This window comes from Paenibacillus allorhizoplanae (assembly GCF_927798215.1).
In the GTDB taxonomy this organism is placed as follows: Bacteria; Bacillota; Bacilli; order Paenibacillales; family NBRC-103111; genus Paenibacillus_E; species Paenibacillus_E allorhizoplanae.
On record NZ_CAKMMW010000024.1, the window covers coordinates 20,037 to 44,154 of the forward strand.

At 47.1% G+C, this 24,118-nt stretch carries 24 protein-coding genes; 9 read left to right on the forward strand and 15 right to left on the reverse strand.

All coding sequences use genetic code 11. The annotated features are described in order from the left end of the window. Nucleotides 1-3: 3 nt before the first annotated feature. A complete protein-coding gene (locus L6I86_RS28255) occupies nt 4-855 on the reverse strand; it encodes an AraC family transcriptional regulator (RefSeq protein WP_236291804.1) in 852 nt (283 codons plus the stop codon). Nucleotides 856-997: 142 nt separating this feature from the next. Here L6I86_RS28255 and L6I86_RS28260 point away from each other — a divergent pair, with 142 nt between their 5' ends. Beyond that, nucleotides 998-1,849 (forward strand): sugar phosphate isomerase/epimerase family protein, encoded by an 852-nt coding sequence (locus tag L6I86_RS28260; RefSeq protein ID WP_236291805.1) that lies wholly within the window; start codon nt 998-1,000, stop codon nt 1,847-1,849. Nucleotides 1,850-2,199: 350 nt separating this feature from the next. Here L6I86_RS28260 and L6I86_RS28265 read toward each other — a convergent pair whose 3' ends face one another. From L6I86_RS28265 to L6I86_RS28290, 6 genes are all read right to left on the reverse strand, one after another. Beyond that, entirely contained in the window at nt 2,200-2,931 is a 732-nt protein-coding gene (locus tag L6I86_RS28265) for a nucleoside phosphorylase (RefSeq protein WP_236291806.1), read from the reverse strand. A 1-nt stretch (nt 2,932) separates the two neighbouring features. Continuing rightward, nucleotides 2,933-3,610: a sulfite oxidase-like oxidoreductase gene (locus L6I86_RS28270; RefSeq protein ID WP_236291807.1), complete on the reverse strand. Its 678-nt coding sequence runs from the start codon at nt 3,608-3,610 to the stop codon at nt 2,933-2,935. 33 nt (nt 3,611-3,643) lie between these two features. After that, nucleotides 3,644-4,567 carry an ABC transporter permease gene (locus L6I86_RS28275; protein ID WP_236291808.1) on the reverse strand — a complete coding sequence of 308 codons (924 nt, stop codon included), beginning with the start codon at nt 4,565-4,567 and terminating at the stop codon, nt 3,644-3,646. Next, entirely contained in the window at nt 4,551-5,618 is a 1,068-nt protein-coding gene (locus L6I86_RS28280; protein ID WP_236291809.1) for an ABC transporter permease, read from the reverse strand. The genes L6I86_RS28275 and L6I86_RS28280 overlap by 17 nt, the downstream gene beginning before the upstream one ends. Next, complete coding sequence (locus tag L6I86_RS28285; protein WP_236291810.1) at nt 5,611-7,110, reverse strand: ABC transporter ATP-binding protein; 1,500 nt, start codon at nt 7,108-7,110, stop codon at nt 5,611-5,613. Before L6I86_RS28285 ends, L6I86_RS28280 begins: the two co-directional genes overlap by 8 nt. A 95-nt stretch (nt 7,111-7,205) precedes the next feature. Next, nucleotides 7,206-8,246, reverse strand: a complete 1,041-nt coding sequence (locus L6I86_RS28290) for a BMP family lipoprotein (RefSeq protein WP_236291811.1) — start codon at nt 8,244-8,246, stop codon at nt 7,206-7,208. A 250-nt stretch (nt 8,247-8,496) separates the two neighbouring features. Between L6I86_RS28290 and L6I86_RS28295 the strand changes: the two genes are divergently transcribed. Then, a complete protein-coding gene (locus L6I86_RS28295) occupies nt 8,497-9,057 on the forward strand; it encodes a hypothetical protein (RefSeq protein ID WP_236291812.1) in 561 nt (186 codons plus the stop codon). Between the two features lie 52 nt (nt 9,058-9,109). On the opposite strand, the gene L6I86_RS28300 is transcribed toward L6I86_RS28295, so the two are convergent. Beyond that, the gene (locus tag L6I86_RS28300; RefSeq protein WP_236291813.1) at nt 9,110-9,661 is read right to left on the reverse strand and encodes an MFS transporter; all 552 of its coding nucleotides are present in this window, start codon (nt 9,659-9,661) and stop codon (nt 9,110-9,112) included. Nucleotide 9,662: 1 nt separating this feature from the next. Continuing rightward, nucleotides 9,663-11,093, reverse strand: a complete 1,431-nt coding sequence (locus L6I86_RS28305; protein WP_236291814.1) for an FAD-binding oxidoreductase — start codon at nt 11,091-11,093, stop codon at nt 9,663-9,665. Nucleotides 11,094-11,251: 158 nt separating this feature from the next. Between L6I86_RS28305 and L6I86_RS28310 the strand changes: the two genes are divergently transcribed. From L6I86_RS28310 to L6I86_RS28330, 5 genes are all read left to right on the forward strand, one after another. Then, the gene (locus tag L6I86_RS28310) at nt 11,252-11,482 is read left to right on the forward strand and encodes a hypothetical protein (protein WP_236291815.1); all 231 of its coding nucleotides are present in this window, start codon (nt 11,252-11,254) and stop codon (nt 11,480-11,482) included. A 226-nt stretch (nt 11,483-11,708) separates the two neighbouring features. Beyond that, nucleotides 11,709-12,374 carry a TVP38/TMEM64 family protein gene (locus L6I86_RS28315; RefSeq protein WP_236291816.1) on the forward strand — a complete coding sequence of 222 codons (666 nt, stop codon included), beginning with the start codon at nt 11,709-11,711 and terminating at the stop codon, nt 12,372-12,374. Nucleotides 12,375-12,416: 42 nt separating this feature from the next. Then, nucleotides 12,417-13,115, forward strand: a complete 699-nt coding sequence (locus L6I86_RS28320; RefSeq protein ID WP_236291817.1) for a phosphatase PAP2 family protein — start codon at nt 12,417-12,419, stop codon at nt 13,113-13,115. Between the two features lie 41 nt (nt 13,116-13,156). Next, entirely contained in the window at nt 13,157-13,816 is a 660-nt protein-coding gene (locus L6I86_RS28325) for a class I SAM-dependent methyltransferase (protein WP_236291818.1), read from the forward strand. A gap of 131 nt (nt 13,817-13,947) precedes the next feature. Then, nucleotides 13,948-14,979 carry an LLM class flavin-dependent oxidoreductase gene (locus L6I86_RS28330; protein WP_236291819.1) on the forward strand — a complete coding sequence of 344 codons (1,032 nt, stop codon included), beginning with the start codon at nt 13,948-13,950 and terminating at the stop codon, nt 14,977-14,979. Between the two features lie 30 nt (nt 14,980-15,009). Here the strand turns inward: L6I86_RS28330 and L6I86_RS28335 are convergent, their stop codons facing one another. Next, nucleotides 15,010-15,318: a hypothetical protein gene (locus L6I86_RS28335; RefSeq protein WP_056608254.1), complete on the reverse strand. Its 309-nt coding sequence runs from the start codon at nt 15,316-15,318 to the stop codon at nt 15,010-15,012. Nucleotides 15,319-15,435: 117 nt separating this feature from the next. Between L6I86_RS28335 and infC the strand changes: the two genes are divergently transcribed. Then, nucleotides 15,436-15,921: a translation initiation factor IF-3 gene (gene infC, locus L6I86_RS28340; RefSeq protein WP_236291891.1), complete on the forward strand. Its 486-nt coding sequence runs from the start codon at nt 15,436-15,438 to the stop codon at nt 15,919-15,921. 633 nt (nt 15,922-16,554) lie between these two features. Here the strand turns inward: infC and L6I86_RS28345 are convergent. Further along, nucleotides 16,555-17,397: a C39 family peptidase gene (locus L6I86_RS28345; protein WP_236291820.1), complete on the reverse strand. Its 843-nt coding sequence runs from the start codon at nt 17,395-17,397 to the stop codon at nt 16,555-16,557. 190 nt (nt 17,398-17,587) lie between these two features. Here L6I86_RS28345 and L6I86_RS28350 point away from each other — a divergent pair, with 190 nt between their 5' ends. Beyond that, nucleotides 17,588-18,835, forward strand: coding sequence for a M48 family metallopeptidase (locus L6I86_RS28350; protein WP_236291821.1), 1,248 nt, complete (start codon nt 17,588-17,590; stop codon nt 18,833-18,835). An 88-nt stretch (nt 18,836-18,923) separates the two neighbouring features. Here L6I86_RS28350 and L6I86_RS28355 read toward each other — a convergent pair whose 3' ends face one another. From L6I86_RS28355 to L6I86_RS28370, 4 genes are all read right to left on the reverse strand, one after another. Next, nucleotides 18,924-20,063, reverse strand: coding sequence for a conserved virulence factor C family protein (locus L6I86_RS28355; RefSeq protein ID WP_236291822.1), 1,140 nt, complete (start codon nt 20,061-20,063; stop codon nt 18,924-18,926). A 150-nt stretch (nt 20,064-20,213) separates the two neighbouring features. After that, complete coding sequence (locus tag L6I86_RS28360) at nt 20,214-20,801, reverse strand: guanylate kinase (RefSeq protein WP_056608264.1); 588 nt, start codon at nt 20,799-20,801, stop codon at nt 20,214-20,216. 159 nt (nt 20,802-20,960) lie between these two features. Further along, a complete protein-coding gene (locus L6I86_RS28365) occupies nt 20,961-23,075 on the reverse strand; it encodes a DEAD/DEAH box helicase (protein WP_236291823.1) in 2,115 nt (704 codons plus the stop codon). Nucleotides 23,076-23,285: 210 nt separating this feature from the next. Beyond that, the gene (locus L6I86_RS28370; RefSeq protein ID WP_236291824.1) at nt 23,286-23,981 is read right to left on the reverse strand and encodes a hypothetical protein; all 696 of its coding nucleotides are present in this window, start codon (nt 23,979-23,981) and stop codon (nt 23,286-23,288) included. Nucleotides 23,982-24,118: the final 137 nt, after the last annotated feature.

Below are 24,118 nucleotides of genomic sequence, written 5' to 3' on the forward strand. Positions count from 1 at the left end.
CACTTACACCCGTCGTTGCTGCGATTGGTACTGACGGGGGGGCAGGCCGACGGCCTTTTTAAAAGTCCGAATGAAGTTCGAATAATCGTTGAAGCCAGCGAGCTGGCACGTGTCGGTGACGGTGGAGCCTTCGCGCAGCAAATGTTTGGCTCTGGCGATGCGCTTGAACAGAATATGCTCATGAATGGTGCTGCCAGTATGTTTTTTGAAAAGCCGGCATAGGTAGGAGCGATTCATGAAGACAACTTGTTCGAGTACCTCGAGCGACAGATCCTGATCTAAATTTTCATCAATATACGTGAACAGAGAGGAGAGCTTGTCTGGCATCATGACCTGTTCTTCTTGTTTCCCTTGATTCTGGAAGACTCGATTAATAAAAACGAGCAGCTCAATAAAAGTAGCAAAATAAAGGATTTCTGAACCTGGCAGTGCCTGCGGTCGGCGATGCATTTCCATACGATCGTAGAGTTTCATGATGTCGTCAATTTGCGGCGGCGTCAGTCTCATGCGATTTTGCTCACCAAATACACGATTATTGAAGCAGTTCAACAAGTCGAACTGTTGAGAATTCATATGTTGGAGCAGCTCTGGATTGAAATGAATAACAACGTTCTCATAGCGCTGTTTCTTCGATTGAAAATTAGGCCGGTGCAGCTCATTGCTATGCATGATCAGCAGGTCGCCGTACTGGAGGGGATACACTTGTTTTTCAATAAAATAATGAACATCCCCGGTAAGGAAGAAATAGATTTCATATTGGTCCTGATGCTGGTGAAAATCCAATGGAATTGGATTATGGGTTACAGCATGTCGGAAAGTCAACAGCCGATCGAGATTCTTGTACATTTCCTGCATGTGAAGATCTCCTCTGTGAGTTGGAGTCAATATTAGCAATCTTTTGCCCAATTAATGCAATGAATACGTTTTTATTATACTGCAAAATATAGGAGAGATAAACATTCAACCTGATCTTGCTTATACTTAAGGAGGCTTATATATGAAATTATCCGTATTTACTGTCGCTACACCAGACTTTACACCTGAAGAGCTTGCTAAAGCTGCTGCCGCTGCTGGTATTACTGGCATTGAGTGGCGCTTCAAAGATATTCCTGCTGACGCAGTTGGAGAGACGCCATCCTTCTGGAGAAATAATCTTTGCTCAATCGATCCGGCAGCTTCCGATGCTGAACTAGAACGTTTTAAGCAAGCAGCTCTGAACGAGAACCTTGTGAACCTGAGCATTACACCGTATTTGAATAACTGTGATGTTGCTGAAACGGAGCATGTGTTTAAAGCAGCTCAAAAAATCGGCGTGCCATTCATCCGTGTTGGCGTACCTGGTTACGATAAGAGCAAAAACTATAATGATTTGTTTGCTAAAGCAGTGGACTACCTTCACCATGTCCAAGAGCTTTCCCAGCAGTATGGCGTTAAAGGTTTAGTAGAGACGCATCACAATACGATCACTGCGAGTGCTGGTCTAGCACATAGACTCGTATCTGGTTTCAAACCGGAGAACATTGGTGTGCTTCACGATGCGGGTAACATGGTGCATGAAGGGTTCGAGAACCACCGTATGGGTCTTGAATTGCTAGGGCCATACCTTGCACATGTGCATGTTAAGAATGCAGCATGGACACTTTCAGGTGAAGAGCAAGATGGCATTAAGCTTTGGAAAAGCGAATGGACACCAATTGATGCGGGTATCGTGAACTGGAAGCAAGTGCTTGGTGATTTGAAAGCTGTTGGCTACGACGGTTACCTTGGTATTGAAGATTTCAGCGGCCAATTCGGTTCACAAGAGATGCTGAATAATTTCTCAGCAAAAGTGAAGCAATGGTTGGCGTAAAATAAATGAGATAAGCGAAAAACCTTCAAATCCACTTTAAAGTGGATTTGAAGGTTTTTCGCGCTAGTGAGTATGAGTGAGAGTGAGGGGCACAACGACGGGGTTATGTTGTGCTGCTGCGGAAATAAGGTCTTCAATCAGGTGAAAAGTGTTGAAATGGTGGAAAAGGATGTTCTTTTGCACTTTTGCAGGGGGGAAGTTGGGGAACGGATGATCAGCAGGAGAGTAGTAGGATGTAGGATGGGTAGCGGAGAATCAGGTAGGAGAGTTGCAGATGAATATGTAGGAATTAGTGCTGCATCTTTATAAAAGCCCGTCAGGAATTTCCTGACGGGCTTACAAATATAGCGTTAGTTGTCTTCCGTATACAATTTCACAATCGCACGAATCGCAGCATCAATTTCCCGCTCAATGGCGCCAGAAACGACATCCGTATGCGGGTTGTATACTTCCCGTAGATCGGCATCTGCATAACCGTCCAAGGCAACAATTGCACCAGCACGCACACCACGCAGCGAAGCAATGACATAGAGGGCGGAAATTTCCATCTCTACGGCCAAAGCGCCAGCTTGCTTGTATTTACGGTGAGGGAATTCCTCGACCCCTTGGAAGAAAGCATCCAAGGTAACGGTAATTCCTTGCTTCACGAGTCCGTCCGTTTCAGAAGCCGCTTCATACAGCGATCGAGTAACCGCGTGATCAGCTACAGCGGGGAAGCCGTGAGGAACTAACTGGCGAGTTAAGCCTTCTTCACGTACCGCAGCTGTGCTTACAACGAGACTTCCTGGGGGGACGTCGGCGGAGTAAGATCCAGCGGTTCCGACGCGAATCAGCGTCTTTACGCCGCCTTTGATGAGCTCCTCGAAGCAAACTGCTGCTCCTGGCGATCCGACACCATGACTCACGACAGTGATGGGAACGCCATTCTTTTCGCCTACGTAAGTTCGATATTCTCGGCTGAATGAAAGCTCACGCGCATTGTCCAGCTTACGGGAAATGGCCTCCGCTCTGAACGGGTCGCCGCACACGATGGCATAGGGAGTTAAGTCCTCCGAATTGACTTGTAAGATAGATAAAAACAACTTAATCGAACTCCTTTCTGACCCACTCATCTTCGGGGATTGGAATGGCTTCGCCGGAGAAGCGCTGTTCTTCGAACGGATCTGCGACGTTATGGAAGCCATTGCGCTCCCAGAAGCCTTCGTGATCTTCCGCCATGAACTCGATGCCGCGAATCCATTTGGCACTTTTCCAGAAATACAAATGCGGAACAACAAGGCGAAGTGGCCAACCATGCTTCAGCGTGAGTGGCTTGCCATCGAAAGTCGTGGCCAACAAGATATCATCTCCCATGAGATCGGCGAGTGGCACATTTGTTTCATAGTCATTGTCCGCATGGATCATGACATATTTTCCTTCGGGTTTGACATCGATCAGTTGAAGGAAATCACGGAAGCGCACACCTTCCCATACCGTATCCAGCTTGGACCAACGGGTCACGCAGTGAATATCGCACTGGATTTGTGTGTGTGGTAAAGCCAATATGTCGTCATAGCTGAATGTTTTCTCTTCGGCTACTTCTCCAAAAACGCGCAGCGACCACGCTGCCATATCGTACTTCGGGACTTCTCCTTCATGTAAAATAGGGAAACGATCCGTCACGACTTGACCAGGTGGAATCCGACCAGCAAGCTCTGGTGGAACGTCTACAGCGGGGATTTGCATGCGCTTAATGCGCTCCGCTTTGGTGTCTTTATGCATCTGTCATCCTCCTAAGCATATCTTGATAATTTCTCAACGCGAACTGCCATTCGCTTTCTGTGCATCTGCCAAGTAGTTGCTTTTACGGAAGAACAGCATCGCAAGCAATGTCACGATATACGGCAGCATTTGTGTGAAATGAGTGGGTAAAGAGAAGCCTTGAAGTCGGATACTGAAGGCATCCATTAAGCCGAACAGTAAGCTGGACGCCATGACACCAATTGGGTTGGATTGACCTAGCATCGTGGCTACGAGTGCGATAAATCCACGGCCTGCTGTCATGCCTTCGGTAAACATCGTAACTTGTCCGAGTGAAAGCTGTGCACCTGCTAGTCCACAAAGGACGCCACAGATAAGTACGGCCAAATATTGCATCCGGCCCACTTTAATACCGATGCTTTTCGCAGCAACAGGGTTTTCGCCAACAGCAATCATACGGAAGCCAGTAACGGATTTAAACAGGAAATACTGAAGCACGAATACAAGGACAAAAGCCAGATAAACAAGCGGGGAATGCCCGGAAATAATCCCGCCAACGACAGGGATATCTTTAATCAAGGGGATGTCCCACTTCGGCAATCCGATCATATTTTTATCATAGAAGGCGCCTTTGACATGAAAGATGGCTTTCAAACAAAACGCGGTCAAACCAAGGGCAAGAAAGTTAAAGGAAATACCGACAACGATGACATTGGCCTGTAAATGAATACTCATATAGGCAAAAATCCATGAAAACAGCATGGTCACGGCAACAGCGATAAGCACCGCAAGAAATACATTGCCTGTATAGTAATTGCCCACGATCGCAGAGAAGGCGCCTACGAGCACAAATCCTTCTAAGCCGACGTTGAACAAACCGACTCTTGAACAGATCGCCCCGCCGAGTGCGGCTAGAAGGATCGGAGCTACCATGCGAAACATGGAGTTAAATAAAGCTACATCAAGAAGATGCTGCATCGCTTTTGCCCCCTTTCCGTCGTTTCCATAGGGTGTAGCTGAACTTGGCCGTTACAAACAAGATCAGTAAGGATTGAATAACGCTGGAAATTTCCAACGGAATGTCCGTGTTACGTTCAACACCACTGCCGCCCGTTTGCAATGCAGCAAGGAGGATAGACGCGATCGCCGTACCGAGCGGGTGAGCACCGGAAAGCAGCGTTGCCATGATACCCGACCAAGCGTAGCCTGGGTTCGAAATCATACCGTCTGTATAGCGGTATTGCATACCAAGGACTTCAACAGCCCCGGCTAGCCCCGCGAAACCACCACTGGCAAACATACTCGCGAGCATCACTTTACGTCTGTTGACGCCGCCATAGGCAGCAAACAACGGATTGTAGCCAAGCATACGGATTTCATAGCCAGCGACGGTGTATTTAATGAATAAGAATAAGAGAACGGCAAGTCCAATCGCAATAATAAAGCCTGCGTGGATACTCATACCTTGAAACAACTTGGGCAGCCAGACGCTTTTATCGATCATCATTGTTTGTGCTAGCGCAGCAGAACCTGTCTTGTCTTTGAACGGGTAGGCGACCATATAACCAGCAAATAGAGCCGCGATATAGTTCAGCAGCAGGGTCGTAATGATCAAATTCATCCGGAATTTAGCATCCAACCAGCCGGCAAAAGCGGACCAGATACCGCCTGCTAGAATCCCACCTAGTATAGCAGCTACTAATTTAAACATGGCAGGTCCAGGTAAGTAAAGAGCGACCATGGCACTTGAAAGCGCTCCAAGGATCATTTGACCTTCGGACCCCATGTTAAAGAATCCGGCACGGAAAGCGATCGATACGCCTAACCCAACAAGAATGAGCGGGGTAGCGCGTGTTAATGTATTCGTTAAGAAGTAGAAGCTGCCGAAGGCACCTTTCCACATTTGCGCATAGGTATCAACGACGGAACCGCCAATGAGGGCAATGGCAATCGCACCACCAAGTAGGCCGATGACCACGGCTAGCAGCGGTTGAATCCAAGCGCTTAGATTTAATCGACTTTTAAGCATTGGAATCGCCTCCTGCCATCCATAAGCTGATTTGTTCCTCTGTTGCGTCCTCTGCTGATAATTCGCCGGCAATCCGTCCTTCGTACATGACGACGATACGATCAGATAGTTTGAGAATCTCGGTTAATTCAGAGGATACTAATAAAATAGCGCCTTGTTCATCGCGTTTTCGCAGCAATTCTTCATGAATCAATTCCATAGCGCCTATATCGACACCGCGCGTCGGTTCAGCTGCAATTAAGAAGGGTTGATGCTGAGCAATTTCCCTGGCGACAATCAGCTTCTGCAAATTACCGCCGGAAAGAAACTTCACTTTTGCTTCTTGAGATCCGGCTTTAATTTGAAACTGCTGAATGAAGCCGCTGACCATGTTACGAAGCTCTTTTCCTTGTAAAAAGCCAGATCGGCTTTTGGTTTTATGATGGCCCATGATGCCATTTTCTAGCACAGTGCCTTCTTTGGCAGCGCCCCATTGATAGCGATCCTCGGGTACATGGGATAGCCCGATATCTCTAATTTCGCGGACGGAACGTCCTTGAATAGGTTTGCCTAATAGTTGGATTTCTCCCTGATCAATGGATTGAAGCCCTGAGATCGCTTGAATCAGTTCCGATTGACCATTGCCTGAAATACCTGCGATACCAACGATTTCACCAGCTTTCACTTGCAAATTGATGCGATCGAGATCAGGTTTTCCTTTATCGCCATGAATGGATACGTCTTTGAGTTGAAGAACAGCTTGGCCCGTATTCGCAGTGCGTTTTTGCAGCTGCTTCAAATCACGTCCAACCATTAACTTGGACAATTCCTCAATACTCGTAGCATTTGCGTCTACAGTTCCGGTCATTTTCCCGTCCCGAAGCACGGTTACCCGATCTGCGACTTCCATAACTTCATGCAACTTGTGCGTGATAATAATGAAGCTTTTGCCCAGTTTCGCTAAGCTTTTCATAATAACGAGCAGCTCTTTCGCTTCCAGCGGGGTCAGTACACCAGTAGGCTCGTCCAAAATAATGATATCGGCACCTTGATAGAGCACCTTCAAGATTTCTACACGCTGCTGCAAACCAAGCGGACATTCAGCCACCTTGATGTTTGGATCAATGGGTAAGCGATATTTCGCGCAAAGTTCCTCAACTTGGGAGGCGGCTTTTTTACGATCAAAGGCAAGCCCAGCTTTGGGCTCGTTGCCAATCACGATATTTTCAGCCACTGTAAATGACGGGAAAAGCATGAAATGCTGATGCACCATCCCAATCCGATTACGGATTGCATCGGTGGGATTGGTAAACACGACTTCTTTCCCATTCAAAAGAATGCTGCCAGCCGAAGGCTGCTCCATGCCGTACAAGATACGCATTAGCGTCGTTTTACCGGCTCCATTTTCTCCGACTAATGCATGAATCTCACCTTGACGCAGCGAGAAATCAACGTCCGAATTCGCTGTTAAATTGCCATATGTTTTCGTAATTTGACGCATTTGAAGCAGCATAGCGGCTTTTCGCTCCTCTACCTAGACATGAGGAAACTGCTTACGTCGCCGTAAACAGTTCCCAGGTCAAAAATATGCAATTATGGTACGGATAATTATTTTACTGGATTTTCTACTTTCACTTTACCAGAAACGATATCATCACGGATAGCTTTAACTTTCGTTACTACGTCTTGTCCAATGAAAGGGCTAAGTGCTGTCTTTGTATCTTTCGTTACGAAAGTAAGACCAACGCCATCTTCTTTCAAACCGTAGTCAACAGAACCGAATGTGAATGTGCCATTCACGAAATCTTTTACCGTTTGGTAAGCCACAGCATCTGTGCCTTTCAACTGGGAAAGAACGATGTGCTGTGGATCCGTAACTGTACGGTCAATATCTTGTCCGGAAGTAAAGAAGCCTTTTTCCTTCGCAGCTTCGAACACGCCAAGATCACCTACAGCGGATGCGCCAGCAATGAAGTCTGCGCCTTGTGCGAATTGCGTTAACGCTAATTCTTTCGCCTTAGCAGGATCTGTAAAGCTTCCTACATAGTTAACAATGAATTTCGCATTGGGATTCGTGGATTTCAAACCTTCTTGGAAACCAACTGTATATTTCTTGATGAGTGGAATATCAACTGCGGCAACCATACCTACGATATTTTTCTTCGTAGCAAGACCTGCTGCTGCACCAAGCAAGTAGGAAGCTTCATGTTCACGGAACACAACGCTGCGAACGTTTGGAAGGTCAACGACAGTATCAATAATCGCGAAGGATTTCTTAGGGTTTTCAGCAGCAACTTTCTTAAGAGCATCTTCAGACTCGAAGGAGCTTGTAATAATGAGGTCATAGTTATCAGCAACGGCAGCGCGTAGGTTTTGCTCAATCGCACTTGCATCCGTGGATTCAACTGTTTTAACGGTAACACCAAATTCTTTACCAGCTTTTTTCACACCTTCGTCTTCTTGTGCGAAGAAGGGATTCACACCGATTTTCTCAGGCGTGATTAGAATAATTTTCTTATCAGACTTAGCTGGTGCTTTCGTTGCACCCGCAGCTGCAGATGCCGCAGGCGTTGCTGTGTCTGTCTTAGCAGTACCACAACCTGCCAGTAAAACTGTTACTGCAAAAATAGAAATTAATGCTTTTTTCATCATGTTCTCTCCCTTTTATCTATATGTATGATTTTATTAACCGTAGTTCTGTATTTATATCCTACCAAAACACTCGGATATAGTCAAAGAATATTTTTGTTAGTTCGACATAATCGCACACTATTCGACATGGTGTGAAGTCTACCGGCAATTATACTAAAAATTGTGGACAGAATCCAATAGCAGACTTTGGAATAAAATAACGGTATGAAAATCCTGAAATATGAATCACGGATAGTCTGCCTGAATCATGGTTTATCACCATGAAGAGCTGAACGTGATCCAGAATGGGTCATTCGAGAATTTGACGCCGACCGTGCAGCCGGGCTGGACGACGAGAACTGCGGACAAATGGGGAATATGGGTGGATACGACGGTTACGACTGTCGCTCCGATCGTGATGGTAGATACGATTTATCATCCAGACGGCTTAAGGTCATTGAAGATCAGCTCGCCGGCTCCTAACAAAAGCAGATTGACGGTGAACCAAGGCAATATTCCTGTCATACCTAACCAAGAATATCGGATGTCTGCCAAATTCAAAACACAAGTGTTGACAGGCGATAACAGCACATATGGTGTGAATATTCGCGCTGTGTATTTAAATTCGACAGGGGGAGTCATAAGGACTGACTACATTACACCTGAGAATACATCCGTTCGTGGGAATATCACGGATTTCAAAACCTATACAACGTCCACAATTGCACCGCCGAATGCTGTAACCGCACGTATGGATATCGAGTACAATCGCGTTGGTTTACGGGGAGCAACCGCCTGTGGAATAGTAGCGGTTTACGTGACGAAGTAACGGGAAGAACCTTCGCTGCCCAGTAGGGTGGCGAAGGTTCTTTGTCCATTTCCTATATGTTACTCGCCATCGTTTCTTCCCGCATGCGAAGCGTCATCCACGCACTCCCTCCGTAAATGAACGCACTCACATAAAACAACACATCAATCGTTAGCCAATCAATGATATAACCGCCAATAAGAACAGCAAATCCAGATGCTACGGATGTCCAAAAGTGGTAATTGCCAAGCGTGTCGCCGCGGTTCCCGGGCTTAGTCCCGTCAGCGAGCAATCCGCGCTCGCTCATTTTCTGCATGGCATTGCATACACCCATGAAAGCTTGGAGAAGCAGGACGAAGCCGTAAGAAGGAATCCAAGGGAAGATGAGCATCGCCGCCATCATGCCCAGGGAGCTTCCTGCCATGAGCTTTTTTGACGAGCGGTCTACGAGCTTTCCTAGCCAAATGGCGGATGCTGCCGAGCTTATTGTGAATATGGCAAAAGCGAGGCCATATGCGGAATACGTACTGCCGAGATTTTTCAGAAACAACAAGTAGTAGGGATATATCATCCCCGCCGCCAACGTCGCTAAGCTTTGGGATTTGATGAGCATACGCACATTCATCTTAGTGCCCCCTATAATCGTCATAGAATTGGTTCATAAACAAATGTTGCGGATCCCACTTATCTTTTGCTAGGAAGAAGGCTTCGGCCTTAGGATAAATCGTTCGGAACTGCTCTACCGAAGGGAAGGGAGCATAAGGCAAGTAATAGGAACCGTTTAATGACATTAATTGATCGATAATCCGCTGGATCCCATGGGTCATACGAGCTTGTCCTTCTTCACTTAGCGGGGTATTGAACAGACAGACGAGAGCGAACATGTCACTTTTTGCATACGAAAGCACCGCTTCTTCATCCTGATTGACGTATCGAACCGTAATATTTAATAGGTTTAATTGTTCTTCTTTGAGGATAGGTTTTATGCCGTTAATAAAAGATGCAAAATGTTCCACGGGAATGAAGAATTCTTGAAGAAGATCATTTTTGGTATCCGAGCTATAGTCCATAAAATCAGATTCGGAGCGCATAGCGTTGTTGCGAGATAGGATTGTGCTGCGACCGATAAGGAAATACCGCTGTAAGTCCCAAAATGCATTTTTCCCCCAATCAAAGGTTCGATTGACTCCAAATAGAATTTTCAGAGGCAGCACATAGCTGTCATTCAGCTTTAATTTATTATAATTAGGAAGAGAGAGATCAGGTCGAGCTCTGTAATTTGTAGCATACATTTCCGTTAAGAAGGTGTCCGGCGCGACAGAAATACGTGCGAGATGCATGTGGATGTCGGGATTTTGCTTAACCTGGTTAAGGAAGTAGTCCGAATAGGCTTCTGTCGTCATGGTTTCACTAGTCATTTCGTACACTTCGTCATCCGTAAGCGACAAAGTCACATCCACGATGACACCAAATAAACCGTACCCACCTAACGCCAACGGGAATAGCTCCGCATTTTCAAATCGTGAAACATTCTTTATTTGGCCGTCAGCCCCCAATAGCCGGAAGGAATCGACCGAACGAATAAGTGAACCATTCCGAATGTCGCGGCCATGTGCATTGACGGAGATCGAGCCTCCGATGGTAAAAATATTTTGCGACTGCATAGTCTTTACCGCGAGTCCATACGGATTGATGTACTTCTGTACATCTGCCCAAGTGGCACCTGATTGTATAGTAATTGTCTTAGCCTTCTCGTCAAAGGCGAGAACTTTATTGAATGGTGTCATGTCTAGCACAATGCCGTCCTTGTAGTAGGTATGCCCCCCTTGGCTGTGACGCTGGCCGGCAATGGAGATTTTGAGCTCTTTCTCTCGTGCTTCTCGTACAATCTCTTGAAGCTGCGCTATTTCTTTGGTTGGAATAACCCGCTCAATCTTCACAGGTCGAAGTTTGCTGTAATCCGATCGCAAAAAGGGATCCTCACCAGCGACGAAGGTCCTTGCATACTGCCACAGGCATAGCGCAGTTAATAAAAGTAGAACGACAATCTTCTTCATATGCTTATCTCCCAACTTGTTGAACATGGCAAATGGTTGCTGGGGTTGACTACTTCGAAGGAAAAATTCTAATATATTCCTATAGTGTAAATTCCCACCTTTTGATATGTCAATTGAAATTAGATTACTCAGCAAGGTCAAATGGGGAGGTGCTTATCATGAATTTACGAATCAAACTGGCTATTGCAGCAGCGGGATTATCGTTTATTTCTTCTTTCTTATTTTCTAGTTTATTAGGCATGATTTTTTTCATCATAGGCGTTTGTTTAAGTGCAAGTAGTTTAAAAAGCAGATATGCCAAATTGGCCTTAACGTTAAATCTATTCGTTGGTGTCTTGCAGGTAGTGCTTATTGTTTATTTGGTTTTTAACTTTAGCTCAATTGACTAAGGTGAGTGGCGGAATTACGAGATTTAGTCGTGAAATATACAAAAAAGAGCGGAAGACCGCTCTTTTTTTCATGAAAATCAACCTTTGATCTGTCTTAAAACTGTCTTAAAACGGAAGTGAACCTATGTCCATCAGGCAAGTTGATATCGACCCGTATATTTGTGTAAGATGGAGTGGAAGTTCCACCTGAAAGTTTTGGGAATCAGGAGTATGAAGGAGGCGGGCCATGGCGCGTTCAAAGCCGCTTTGGTTGCTAATTAGTTGGTTTGTTGTTGCTATTCTGGGATTACTCGTATTGAAATGGACAGGTGTATGGGAGCATATAGATCTGAATTGGGTCACGAGATGGCTTCGTGATTTGGGCCCGCTTGGGGGTCTGTTGTATATCCTGGCGTATACGCTCAGGCCGTTGGTTTTGTTCCCGGCAACACCTTTGACACTTTATGGGGGCTATGTATTTGGTGCCTTTTGGGGGACCATCTACGATATTATTGGTGCAGGTGCGGGAGCCTTGCTGTCTTTCTACATAACACGCAAATGGGGCCGCGGCAGCTTTCAACGCATATTACGAAGCCCTAAGCTGCTATCCTTTGATCAAAAAGCAGAGGAAAAAGGTTTCATGGTGGTGCTGTATATGCGGCTTATGCCTTTCTTTCCATTCGATGGGATCAGCTATGGCGCTGGATTATCGAAGATCCGTTTCTGGGACTATACGTGGGCTACATTCATCGGGATTATTCCGGGAGCAATTGTTTATAATGTTTTTGGTGCTTCCTTAAATGATATCTGGTCATGGAAGTTTCTCGGAGCCGTAGCGATGTATGCGGTTTTTGCTATCGTTCCATTGATTATTAAGAAAAGGCAAGGGCGCAAAGTGCGCCAAGCAGCGTAAGAGGTAAGAATAAACAATTCGCCGTGGGAGGGCATGAAACAGATGAAGGGGAAAGTAGTAGCAAGGGATTTGATCTGGAGCTTAGGGGGAGCAGGTGCTCTGCTCCTTATTTTTATTGTGTTGTCGCAGAGTATTTCAGCAAAATGGTTGCAAGCTTTTGATCAATATGTAGGCGGTTACATTCAGGAGCAGAGGGGAGATACATGGACTTCTGTTGCAAAATTTTTCACATTAATGGGAAGTGGATCCACGGAATTTATTCTCTTTTTTCTAGTAGCTGGACTGTTGTATTTTAAATTCAAGCATAGATGGGAAACCCTTGTCTTATTCGTTGGCGTACTCGGTGCATGGCTTCTAAATTCTGGGTTAAAAGAGCTCATTCAACGCGATCGTCCATCTGCAGAGGTATGGTTAATTGAGGTGGATAGTTTCAGCTTTCCCAGCGGTCACGCGATGGTCTCCATCCTCTTCTATGGTTTGCTTGCCTACTTGTTATGGGTGAATGTACGACAAACATGGAGAGTGGCTTGGCTGATACCACCAATTGCAGTTCTAGTTATTCTATGTATCGGGCTTAGTCGTATTTACCTCGGTGTGCATTATCCAAGTGATGTACTGGCTGGCTACACGGCTGGTGGTCTCGGGCTTATCGGCTGTATGCACGCGGTTCGTACGATTAGGCGCAGAAGAGTCATGAAATCCACTCAGGTAGGGAAATACACATTCTTGGAGAATATGTAATAAATAACAATACATATAAAAGATATACGGGGGAAATGTGCATGGCTGTAGATACATCTCGCTTCTTTACTTATGAAGATACCAAGAATCAAGACATCTTTTATCGGTTGCCTGATCATTGGTGGAGTAGACATTATGAGTACATCTGGGCTTCCCATTTTGCCCAAAAAGGTGACATTGTTCTAGATGCTGCCTGTGGGTTGGGTCATCCCTTTAAGTATTATTTAGCGGACAAATGTAAAGAAGTCTACGCTTGCGACATGGATGAACGTATATTAGATACAAACGAAATTATCAAAGAGCTGGAATATTATATTGGGAAAGAGAATATAGATCAAATTAACCTGCCTATATTAAGTATTCCCCAATTCGCTGTTTCTGACATTTCAAATTTGCCTTATGAAGACGCTAAGTTCGATGTAGCCTTCTGTATTTCTGTCATGGAACACATCGAAGACACAGAAGTGCAGCTTCGTTCCCTGCAAGAGTTTAAGCGAGTTTTGAAAGATGATGGCAAATTGATTATTACCGTTGATTATCCGGATGTAGATGTTGATAGCTTTCTAAGTTTGATTGCGGCTTCGGGGTTGCAATTGGTCGGAGATCATGACTTTACGAAGCCAGTTAATGCGATTACTTCTGACTATTATGGCAGGGACTTATGGTGTATTCGATTTGTACTTGAAAAAATAAGTGTTTAACATAACGACTACGGTAATTACACACCTCAAAGGACAACGCCACTTCGGTTTGTCCTTTTTTCTTTTGTGAGCCGAGCGTTGTATAATTATGATGTCATCATCAGCAGAAGACTCAGAAAGAAGGGATGACTATGCTAAAGCTAAGTATTCTTGATCAGTCACCGGTATCATCCGGCTTTACCCATAGTGAGGCATTACAACAAACGATTGCGATAGCGAAACTCGCTGATCGACTAGGCTATACCCGATTCTGGGTGTCAGAGCACCATAATTCAGATGGGCTTGCAGGTTCTTCTCCAGAGGTGCTCATATCAACGCTTGCTGCTCGCACAAACCGCATACGGCTTGGCTCTGGCGGCGTGCTGCTTCCTCACTACAGCGCCTACAAGGTCGCTGAGAACTTCCGTATGCTCGAGGCGCTCTACCCAGGGCGCATCGACCTTGGTATCGGGCGTGCACCTGGCGGCACGCCGCATACGGCCAAGGCGCTGCGTGGCGTCAGCGCCGATCTGTTCGAGGGACTTGAGCGGTTCCCCGCGCAAGTCACGGATTTGCTGCGGTTCCTCACCGACTCGGTGGAACCTGGGCATGTGTTCGAGGGCATCCGTGCCACTCCTTTGGTAGCCTCGATGCCCCAGGTGTGGCTGCTAGGCTCCACCGGGCAGAGCGGGGTGTATGCGTCGCAGGCAGGCGCAGCCTTCTGCTTCGCGCACTTCATCAACGGCGCGGGAGGTCAGCATGCGGTGCGAAGCTACCGCAGCTCGTTCCAGCCGTCCGCTCTCAATGTCGTGCCGCAGGCGACGGTCTGTATTTATGTGCTGTGCGCAGAAACGACAGCGGAGGCAGAGGAGCTTGCGACCTCGGTCGATTTGCGTATTCTGCAAATGGAAAAAGGCGAGTTCACCGGAGTGAAATCGCCGAAGGAAGCAGCAGAATATACGTATTCCGATTGGGATCAAACCCGTGTGAGAGACAATCGCTCGCGGATGATCGTGGGGAATCCCGGTCAGGTCAGGGAGCAAATCTTGCGACTCGCCGAAAGCTATGGTGTCGATGAAGTGATGGTCGTTGCAGGTGGACACCAAGTGGAAACAAGACTGCGGACCGTTGAATTGTTGGCGGATGCTTTTCATCTAAGTCATCAGCACAGTTATGTAATCTAGAGCGCCGAGATCAGATAAATGAGAAATCGCCTAGCGTGTGCGTTTCGGCCGCTTATCGATTTCTTGCGTCACAATGAACGCCAGCTCTTCATTGCCAAAGAGGGAAAGCACGCCAAGCAAAGTGTCATCCGGCACTTCGCCGGCTTCCTCTTTCGGCACCGTTAATTCAAGGGCTTTCTCAAGTGCTTCATTATTCGGTTGATCTGGATAGGCGCTATGATAAAGTGCTGCGGGATCCAGACCATGATTAATACACCACTGTGCAAAAACCAAAATCATCATATGCTCTTCACGTTTGTAATTTTCGATCATTTGCTCTTCTAATTGTTTATTATTCATCGGATAACAGACAGCTCCTTATACAACGATTGCAACACGCGTAATAACTAGGCCAACCTCAATCCACCTACGGGTGGATGGGTTCATTATAGCGAAAGATTAGGTGTATTCACAATGATTATTAAGAATGAGAAAATCAAAGCTTCCGAAGTTCAGGTAACCGGGCTGCAGGGTGAGGATTTAGGTGTAATGTCCACGAAAGAAGCGCTTGCTCTTGCCAAAAAGTTAAAGGTAGACCTCGTCTGTACCTCGCTCATGAGCAGCCCGCCTCCTTGTAAGCTGATTGGAGCAGGCGCAGCCAAACAAGAGGCTCTGCAGGAAAAGCAGCAGGCCCGTAAGCAAGAGCAGGGTCCGAAGGTCAAGGAGATGCGCTTGACGGCTAACATCGAGGATCATGATCTCGATACGAAGCGTCAGCAAGCTGAGCGTATTTTGAAGGGCGGTGACGCCGTCCTGATGGTCGTTAAGATCTCCGGCAAGGAAGGCGTGAAAGCCAAGGAATTGCTGGAAATGCTGGTGAAGGAGCTTGGCTCCCACGGGAAGAAGCATACTGGCATTCAACTGAGCGGCAAGCAAGCTGCTGTTCAGCTGGATCCCTTGTAGAAAAAGCATTGACAACCCCTGGGGGGAGGTCCATGCTTTTTTTGAGGTGGTGGATGTAGGTTATGGGGAGGACGAAGCAAGCGGGTAGCTTGCTTTCTATGCTGCAGAAATTAACTTATCTGCAGAAACTGCGGATATTAGTCGAGTTGTGGGTGCTACTTAGGCTACTCAGAAACTCAAGCTAATTAAGCTACCCAAGTTACTCAAGTAACCCATCTAATCAAGCAACTCAAGCAACTCAAGCAACTCAAGCAACTCAAGCAACTTCAAATACACACAAACTCTCTCCCGCTTTTCTCAAAAATGCAAAAATACAACCTTTTCTACTTATTTAGAGTCGAAATTGAAAAATGCGTGCAAATAGGCAACCTTTTTAACCAATTTAAAGAGAATTTCCTCAAATCGATCAAAATTGATGCCTATTTGCATCAATTTCCAATTACAGAGGGGAAAACTAATCCAAAAGTGCTCTTTTGCATTTTTGACCACAATAGAGAGTATAAGTTTTCGGATCCCGAAAACATCTTTCTATTTGGTGATAACACCTTCCTATAAACGCGTCGCTCACCCTTGAATGGCCTCGATATAGGTTTTCTAACAGTGCGATGGTGCATTCCACAAACGCATTAGTCGTTATCCGATAATCGTGATTGCTTGCGAACCCATGAACTCCCATGCTTCCTTGAAGGAAGCGAGTGGATAGGCTTCTTGTTCACCAGTCATCGGATCGTTCAAATAAGCATAATCATCATCCCAGCCAGTTAGTAATAAGGCATGTTCAGGCTGATACCATGGGACAAGCTCACCATTCTCATCTTCCCACTCCAAGTCGAAATAAGGACTATCCATATGCTCAGTTGCCCAAATCATAGCAGGACTGCCTTTGGAGATGACACCAAGCAAATCCTCGAAGGAGGTTCCTGTCAGATCACGAACGTGACCTGGTAACCACTGATTCATCAGCTTAGCCACTGGGGTATGATAAATCCCATAGCCGATATCAAAAGGATCGCCAACGAAAACATCTTTGGGATTTGCGCCAACAAAAGCACCAAACTCATTCTCATAGGGCATATCTCCCGTGGGGAGGGCATGAGCCACTTCTTCCTTCGTTAGCGGCAGTCCGGCCCAGTTCAGCAGCATGGTCGCAGCGACAGCTTCACAACCATTTGGCAGCTCGGGGAGCTGTGAGAGCGCGGGAATCGCTTGGATTTGAACATGATGTGTAGTGAGAGTAGGGGCTTCATCAATGGATGTCGGGTTAGTATCGGTTTCTGCCTCTTCTACGACAGCTTCAATGGGTGATGGGGTTTCCGTTGCGGTTTCCCTGGAAAAATGCTGATCTGCAACTTCTCCGTTTGGACTGGCTAGCGTGAGGAGTTGTTTCGCTTCGTGAGAATTGGTTTTTAGGAGTAGAATAAGTGTAAAACTGGTCAAAGCCAGCAATAGAAGTGTGAGCAATTTTAATTTCTTCATGTAGCACGTCCGTTCCTGTCAATGTTCTCATTACATCATGGGAGGATGGAGAATGCAAGACATGATATCCCAAATATGCCTTGAGACACATACGTAGCTGGATTGCTCGCATAGACTAAGTAAACAAGCTTATCCAAACTACTAATTTCTATAGAAGATCAGCCAATCAAGATGAACGTGGAGGCATGGGATGAAACGTTTCTATTTGTGGTGTACAGCTGCTTTTGCCTGTTATGCTGTTATCGTGATTTTATATTTCTTAAAAGGGGATTTATTTCAAATCCCTATGAGCTTAGTTGGTTCTGTGGCGGATCCGAATACGTTCATGACCCATGCAGAAATTGCCAAAGCGGAGACACTTTCAAGGATTCATTCGTTAACGTTCTTTTTAAGCGCTCCCCTGCAAATGGGTGTGACCGTGGCCTTATTCGGTATAGCCGTCAGCTTCCGTCAACTCGCGGAGAAAGTATTCCGAGCTTCTTTCCTGCAGATGTTCCTTTTTGTGGTGCTTTTTACCCTCGTTATGGACGTGCTGTTTCTTCCAATTGATGTGTTTCTGTTCAAAATCGACCAAGCCTACGGCATATCCAATGAGACACCTATCATTTTTCTAAAGGATTATGTTAAGACATTTCTCATAGATATCGTGGGCACGATACTCATGGTAGGGGTTTTCAGATGGATTAGTAGGTGGAGCCCTAAGCGGTGGTGGGTATGGTTGTGGTTAATTTCCATTCCATTAATCTTATTCGTCACGTTTATTCAGCCTGTGGTACTGGACCCGTTGTTCAATCAGTTCCAGCCACTTCAAAATCAGGAATTGAAAACGCAAATTCTTGATCTTGCTGCCAAATCGCACATCCCGACTGATCAGGTTTATGAGGTTAACATGTCGGAGAGAACGAATGCCATTAACGCTTATGTCAATGGGATCGGTGGGAACGCACGTATTGTGCTGTGGGATACTATTCTGAATAAATTGCAGCCGGATGAAATCCTGACGGTGATGGCGCACGAGATGGGGCATTACGTAGAGCGGCATATCTATTGGGGAATTGCCTATGGCGTTGCACTCAGTTTGGTTGGCTTCTGGTTGGCTTTCCATGCGTACCGGCACATCTTAAAACGCTGGGGTTCGCTTTGGGGCATGCGAGGGGAAAGAGATCTTGCTGCATTACCAATTCTTCTGCTGCTCATCTCGTTGATGAGTTTCCTGTCATCTCCAGCTCAAAATGCGTTCTCAAGGGTAATCGAGCACCGTGCAGACGTCTATGCGATGCAGATGACGGGGGATGGGGATGCAGCAATTCGGGCGTTTCAGCATATCGCGAAAGAAAATCTCAGTCCCGTTACTCAGCCAAAACTGGTGCAGTGGTTCCGTGGCTCTCATCCGACGATTGAGGAGAGAATTATGTATTTTGAGCGGTATAAGAAATAAAGGAGTCTAGTAGGCAAAAATCCAAAAAAAGCACGAACGCTACTCTTCCATTAGGGAAAGTAGGCATTCGTGCTTTTAATATTTTCAGCTACTCATTTCTGCGTGTCATTTGCTGCCAAACAGATCCTTCAGCGGCATGACCGCCTTCGATACGCTCGAGGGCAATCTTGACCTGCATCCGCACCTCAAACTCGGGGTCGTCTGCCGCTTGCTTCAGGTCTGGAAGCACGGACTCGTCCCCGACTTCATAAAGGAAGCGCGCCGCGCGCCAACGGACAAGCTTGTTGCGGTCTTTTAGTGCCTTGGCCATCGCCGGCATGGCGGCGGGGTCGCCAAGATCGGACAGCGTATCGCCTGCCGTCCGACGCACAGAAGCTGTATCGTCCTCGAGGGCACGATACAGATAGGGCAGTACCTCGGGTTCCTTGATGTCCCCGAGGTACACCGTGGCCAGTCGCCGAAGCGACGTGTTCTCGTCCTGCAAGGCATGGACGAGAAGCGGCAGCGTCTCCAGCGACGGCTGGATCTTCTGAAGCGCGGCGTAGCGCAGCTTCCAATCACTGTGTCGCAGCTGTTCTGCTGCTGCGACAAGATCTCCTGTGGCAGCCTCCTCCACAGGGGCATCCGTGGTCTCCTGCATCGCGCGGGAGACCAGTTCCTCGACGCGGGCATCGTCGTAAGAAGCGTCCAGTTCCTGGACGACTTCGCCCGCGATGTCCCCAAGCTCGCCGTAGCGGACGCCGAGCTCCTCGAGCTTCCGCTCTTTGATCAGGTTCGGCGAAGCCGTACCTGCGCGCACCGCGGCTTGCGTGAAGCGCTCCGGCATAGCGACGCGCGCTTCTTCTGAGCCTGCGCGTACCCTCACCTGGAGCGGAATACCGCGAAACATCTGCACGAGCACTTGCGCTTCGCCAAAGGCAGCGTCAGCTGCAGGCTGCTCGGTTGGCAATCCAGTACCAGCAGCAGGCTGCGCTTCGCCATAGATCTCGCGCGCCTGCGCCAGGATGAACTGCCAGTCACCCTTCGAGCTGCGGTCTACCGCGATGAAGTCGGCTGCGTGGAACACACTAATAACACCGGGCACTGCAAGCAGTTTCTGCACTTCCTCGGGGGCGCCAATTAGATTCTTCTTCGTATATGTTTCTCGCACACCGGCAGGTAAGGACTCATCCATATTAAGTTTCATGGAGTTGGGGCTAGGTGTAGGTTCGATGGAAATGATTTTCATATCATTCAACTCCTTAGTAGGAACGGACGACTTGCGAAGCCGTTCATTCGTTAGATGAAAAGGCCCGGACGGGGGACCGTCCAGGCCTTTTAGCGGCAGCTAGTGCCCTTGTTTTTTCATTTTAGTCTAAGTGGATAATACCCTTCGTTTCTAGTCCAAGTCAACCAGATTACGATTTAAATATAAATCCAATGTTTTGGTAAGATCAAATACCGTATGAGCCAGGTCCACATTTTCAAAAACATGGTCGCATTGATCTCGATAAGCTAATTCATTTTCATAGTCGGACAAATATTTAGAGGCGATCTCTTCGGAATCTCCGCTTTCTTTCATTCGCTCTTCGAGCGTGTCTCGCTGGGCATAAATGAAGATTTGGACGACACGGTCACCATATAGCTTTTTGAGAGTTTCGGCACCAAAACGATTCAGAATCAAGTAGATGCTGCCACTTTGCTGGAACATTCGTTCAATATCGGAACTTTTGATTCCATATAAATGGTCATTAACGGTACTTACCTCGATGAATTCACCGCCAGCTTGTGCCTGAACAAATTGGGCGGGTGAGATGAAGTGATAATCTTGACCATCTTCCTCTGTTGGTTTTGGAGGTCGTGTGGTGTACGAAATCACTTGTTTCATCCCCAGCGTGGAGCCGGACATTTCCGCAACGGTTTTTCGGCCTGCCCCGTGTGGGCCAGTGAATACAAAAATCATTTCCTTATCCTTTAATGCGTACATGGAACATACCTCCTTCGATTGGATGGGGGGGTAAATCCTACGTGCGAGCACGGGTTGAAACGATTTTTATAAAATTGAATCTGAATAAACCATACTTATAGTTTAACATCGTAAGGCTTCATCGGTAAAGACTTGCATGAAATCGCTTCATCAGCAAGCCTAGCGTTTGCTGCCACCGCCGCGTGTGCCTCTTGGCGCACTTCCACGAGCGCCGCCTTGCCCGCCGCGTGGGCCACTTGGTCTGTCACCGCGAGGAGCGCCGCCGCGTGAGCCGAAGCTGTCACCGCGAGGTGCTGCGCTGCGCGCACCACGCTCATCACTCCGGCCGCGAGCTGCACCGCTTGTGCGAGTGCCGAAGCCCTCACCGCGAGGAGCGCCGCCTGTGCGAGCGCCGAAGCCCTCACCGCGAGGAGCGCCGCCCGTGCGAGCGCCGAAGCCCTCGCCGCGAGGAGCGCCGCCTGTGCGAGCGCCGAAGCCCTCACCGCGAGGAGCGCTGCCTGTGCGAGCGCCGAAGCCCTCGCCGCGAGGAGCGCTGCCTGTGCGAGCGCCGAAGCCCTCACCGCGAGGAGCAGCACCGCGTGCAGCTCCATCGCCACGGCCCTTGCCGCCGCGAATGTTGCGAGACGCGCTAGCCGCGTCATCACGACCTGCGCCAGCGTACTTGTTGTATGGCGAGTAAGACTTATCGCCATGTGGAGCTGAACGCTTGCGTTCGGTACCTTCACCGCCGCCATTGTAGGAACCGGTTACGCGTGCTTTGGCTGCGCCAATGTTCGCTCCGCGAGCTGGGGCCGAATTCGTAGTTGGCGATTCGTGAATAACTGTAGCGCGTCCCCATGTATTCGGGCTACGCTCCGAGTTCACTTTAGCCGGTCTTTCGCCTGAACGCCCAGCACCAGCTGAACCTCCGCGTGAGCCGAATTTGTCGCCTTTGGAACCAAAACCTGTTTTGCGCTCGCCGCCGTACTGGACGTTTGCGCGATCCCCGCGCAATTCGCGTGCTCCAGGTCTTCCTGCACGTCCGCCGCTGCGTTGTTCAGGCGCTCCGCCACGGTCATTACGTCTGCCACCGCGTGAGGAAGCGCCAGCTCCGCCTTTACGTGCAGACCCTCTGCCATCTTGCTCCACGTAGTCTTCCGAATTGGAACGAACAACACGTCTTTGCTGTCCATCAGCACCACGCAATGACATTTTGATGCCTTTTTCGATAAGCTCAATTGTTGGCATATCTCTTTGCGTTGCGAAAGTCACAGCAACGCCTGACTCGCCTGCACGGCCCGTTCTACCAATCCGATGAATGTAGCTTTCGGCATCTTGAGGTACATCATAGTTGAAGATATGCGTTACGCCTTCCACATCTAAACCGCGAGCTGCGATATCCGTAGCGACTAAGAGTTCGATACGTCCTTCTCTGAAACGTTTCATCACTTGTTCACGTTTCGCTTGAGACAAGTCACCATGCAGCTCATCGGACATTAATCCGATTTCTTGCAGCGTTTCATTGAGCGCAATCGCTTTGGCTTTGGTCCGACAGAAAATCATCGCAAGATAGGGCCTATATTGTTTAATTGCTGCAATAAGAGCGTCTTGTTTATCACGATCAGTCGTAGGGACAAGTACCTGCTGAATTTCAGCCAAAGTGACTTGTTTACTTTGAATTTTAATTTCTTTTGCTTCCTTCATATAAGCCTTAGACAAATTGATGACCTGTTCTGGCATCGTTGCAGAGAAGAGCAGCGTTTGGCGATAAGGAGACGTTTGCGCAATGATATCCTTAACTTCATGCAAGAAGCCCATGTGCAACATTTGATCTGCTTCATCTAATACGAGTATTTTCAATTTATAGAAGTTGATAGAACCGCGACGAAGATGATCAAGCAATCTTCCCGGTGTTCCTACTACTATATGTATGTTGCCTTGTAGCTTTCTAAGCTGTTTTTCTACATCTTGCCCACCGTAGGCAGCTAGGACCTTCGCACCTGTGATTGGGACAAGGGTTTTCAACTCATTGCTAATTTGAATCGCTAACTCACGAGTAGGTGTAAGAATAAGCGCTTGAACATCCGAGCTTTCTACATCAATTGTTTCTAATATAGGAAGTACAAAGGCAAGGGTTTTACCTGTACCTGTTTGAGCTTGTGCGATAACGTCCGAACCTTTTAACAATACTGGAATTGCTTCTCGTTGAATGGGGGTCGGTTCTACGACACCTTGATTTTGCAAAACTTGAACTAATTGTTCTCTAATACCTAATGAGGCAAATCCATTTGACATGGGTAATTGGCCAGCTCCCTTTTTCCTTCTTAGTAAAGACGATTCCCTCATTGTACAGGAATGAAAGACAAATGAAAACAGGAGCCGACCCACAAGCAGAAATAAACTACTTTATTAATAGAAGATTTACATGCTGGTTGTGCTCCAAAAGACGTAGTAAGACCCCCTATTAGAAATAAAGCTTCCTATAGGAGGTTAGCCCTAATCTATCTAGTCATGAGGTAAGGATTGTGCCGTTCCAAACACACGAGTCACAGTCTGATTGAAGTCGGTTAGAAGAGGCATAAGCGAATTGCCTTTCCAGCTTTCCTGTGCGTAGTTATTCATTTTATTAAGGAAATCCCGATTTGCCGAAATATAGATATCCATCAAATCTGGTTTAAGGACACGTAGTTTCTCGGCAATAGCTTGTTTGAACGGATGAGAAAGTAAATTATGATGCACAGCCGTTTCATAACTATTGTAACCTTTATTCAGATCATTAGACGGTAGGGAGTCATCATAGGGATTATTATCATTGTAAAAACCCTTTTGCGTTCCTTGATTATTCGTTTCTTTCGTCGATCCCTTCGTGCCAACCGCACTGCTATCCATCATTAATGCGACATACGCATTCTGATTTGTAATCATCACAAGGGCTGTATTTACACCGTCCAAGGTATGCAGTTGATCCGATAGGTATTGACTGTATTCCAACTTCGTATTGTTATGTGTGACTGGACCGGAGAGTTGTTGTACTTGATAGGCTCTATCCTGCTGCTCCGCTTTTTCGACATGAGCGCCAAAATTCGAACTAGTAGAGTCATCACGATCGCCTCTGTACTCTTTACCGCTAGAGCCACATGCGGTTAATGTGAGCAGTAGGAATATGATTCCACAAATCGGAAAACCTAACTTCCTAAACATAATTAACAGACCTCCCAATGCGATTTATTGTCTATAGGATGAGATGTTTCTGTCTAATTATTCGTCTTCACAAATAAAGGCATTTATGCATAAAGAGGTGGGTGTATGGAAATAACCATGAAGGGAAATATATCGCT

Bases quoted from the DNA above. Each gene is read 5' to 3' on its own strand.
- L6I86_RS28305 (WP_236291814.1), bottom strand. From the start codon at position 11,093: ATGAAGAAGATTGTCGTTCTACTTTTATTAACTGCGCTATGCCTGTGG.
- L6I86_RS28315 (WP_236291816.1), top strand. From the start codon at position 11,709: ATGGCGCGTTCAAAGCCGCTTTGGTTGCTAATTAGTTGGTTTGTTGTT.
- L6I86_RS28370 (WP_236291824.1), bottom strand. From the start codon at position 23,981: ATGTTTAGGAAGTTAGGTTTTCCGATTTGTGGAATCATATTCCTACTG.
- L6I86_RS28290 (WP_236291811.1), bottom strand. From the start codon at position 8,246: ATGAAAAAAGCATTAATTTCTATTTTTGCAGTAACAGTTTTACTGGCA.
- L6I86_RS28300 (WP_236291813.1), bottom strand. From the start codon at position 9,661: ATGAATGTGCGTATGCTCATCAAATCCCAAAGCTTAGCGACGTTGGCG.
- L6I86_RS28260 (WP_236291805.1), top strand. From the start codon at position 998: ATGAAATTATCCGTATTTACTGTCGCTACACCAGACTTTACACCTGAA.
- L6I86_RS28365 (WP_236291823.1), bottom strand. From the start codon at position 23,075: ATGTCAAATGGATTTGCCTCATTAGGTATTAGAGAACAATTAGTTCAA.
- L6I86_RS28295 (WP_236291812.1), top strand. From the start codon at position 8,497: ATGGTTTATCACCATGAAGAGCTGAACGTGATCCAGAATGGGTCATTC.
- L6I86_RS28350 (WP_236291821.1), top strand. From the start codon at position 17,588: ATGAAACGTTTCTATTTGTGGTGTACAGCTGCTTTTGCCTGTTATGCT.
- L6I86_RS28255 (WP_236291804.1), bottom strand. From the start codon at position 855: ATGCAGGAAATGTACAAGAATCTCGATCGGCTGTTGACTTTCCGACAT.
- L6I86_RS28355 (WP_236291822.1), bottom strand. From the start codon at position 20,063: ATGAAAATCATTTCCATCGAACCTACACCTAGCCCCAACTCCATGAAA.
- L6I86_RS28345 (WP_236291820.1), bottom strand. From the start codon at position 17,397: ATGAAGAAATTAAAATTGCTCACACTTCTATTGCTGGCTTTGACCAGT.
- L6I86_RS28275 (WP_236291808.1), bottom strand. From the start codon at position 4,567: ATGCAGCATCTTCTTGATGTAGCTTTATTTAACTCCATGTTTCGCATG.
- L6I86_RS28310 (WP_236291815.1), top strand. From the start codon at position 11,252: ATGAATTTACGAATCAAACTGGCTATTGCAGCAGCGGGATTATCGTTT.
- L6I86_RS28280 (WP_236291809.1), bottom strand. From the start codon at position 5,618: ATGCTTAAAAGTCGATTAAATCTAAGCGCTTGGATTCAACCGCTGCTA.
- L6I86_RS28270 (WP_236291807.1), bottom strand. From the start codon at position 3,610: ATGCATAAAGACACCAAAGCGGAGCGCATTAAGCGCATGCAAATCCCC.
- L6I86_RS28325 (WP_236291818.1), top strand. From the start codon at position 13,157: ATGGCTGTAGATACATCTCGCTTCTTTACTTATGAAGATACCAAGAAT.
- L6I86_RS28335 (WP_056608254.1), bottom strand. From the start codon at position 15,318: ATGAATAATAAACAATTAGAAGAGCAAATGATCGAAAATTACAAACGT.
- L6I86_RS28285 (WP_236291810.1), bottom strand. From the start codon at position 7,110: ATGCTGCTTCAAATGCGTCAAATTACGAAAACATATGGCAATTTAACA.
- L6I86_RS28320 (WP_236291817.1), top strand. From the start codon at position 12,417: ATGAAGGGGAAAGTAGTAGCAAGGGATTTGATCTGGAGCTTAGGGGGA.
- L6I86_RS28360 (WP_056608264.1), bottom strand. From the start codon at position 20,801: ATGTACGCATTAAAGGATAAGGAAATGATTTTTGTATTCACTGGCCCA.
- L6I86_RS28330 (WP_236291819.1), top strand. From the start codon at position 13,948: ATGCTAAAGCTAAGTATTCTTGATCAGTCACCGGTATCATCCGGCTTT.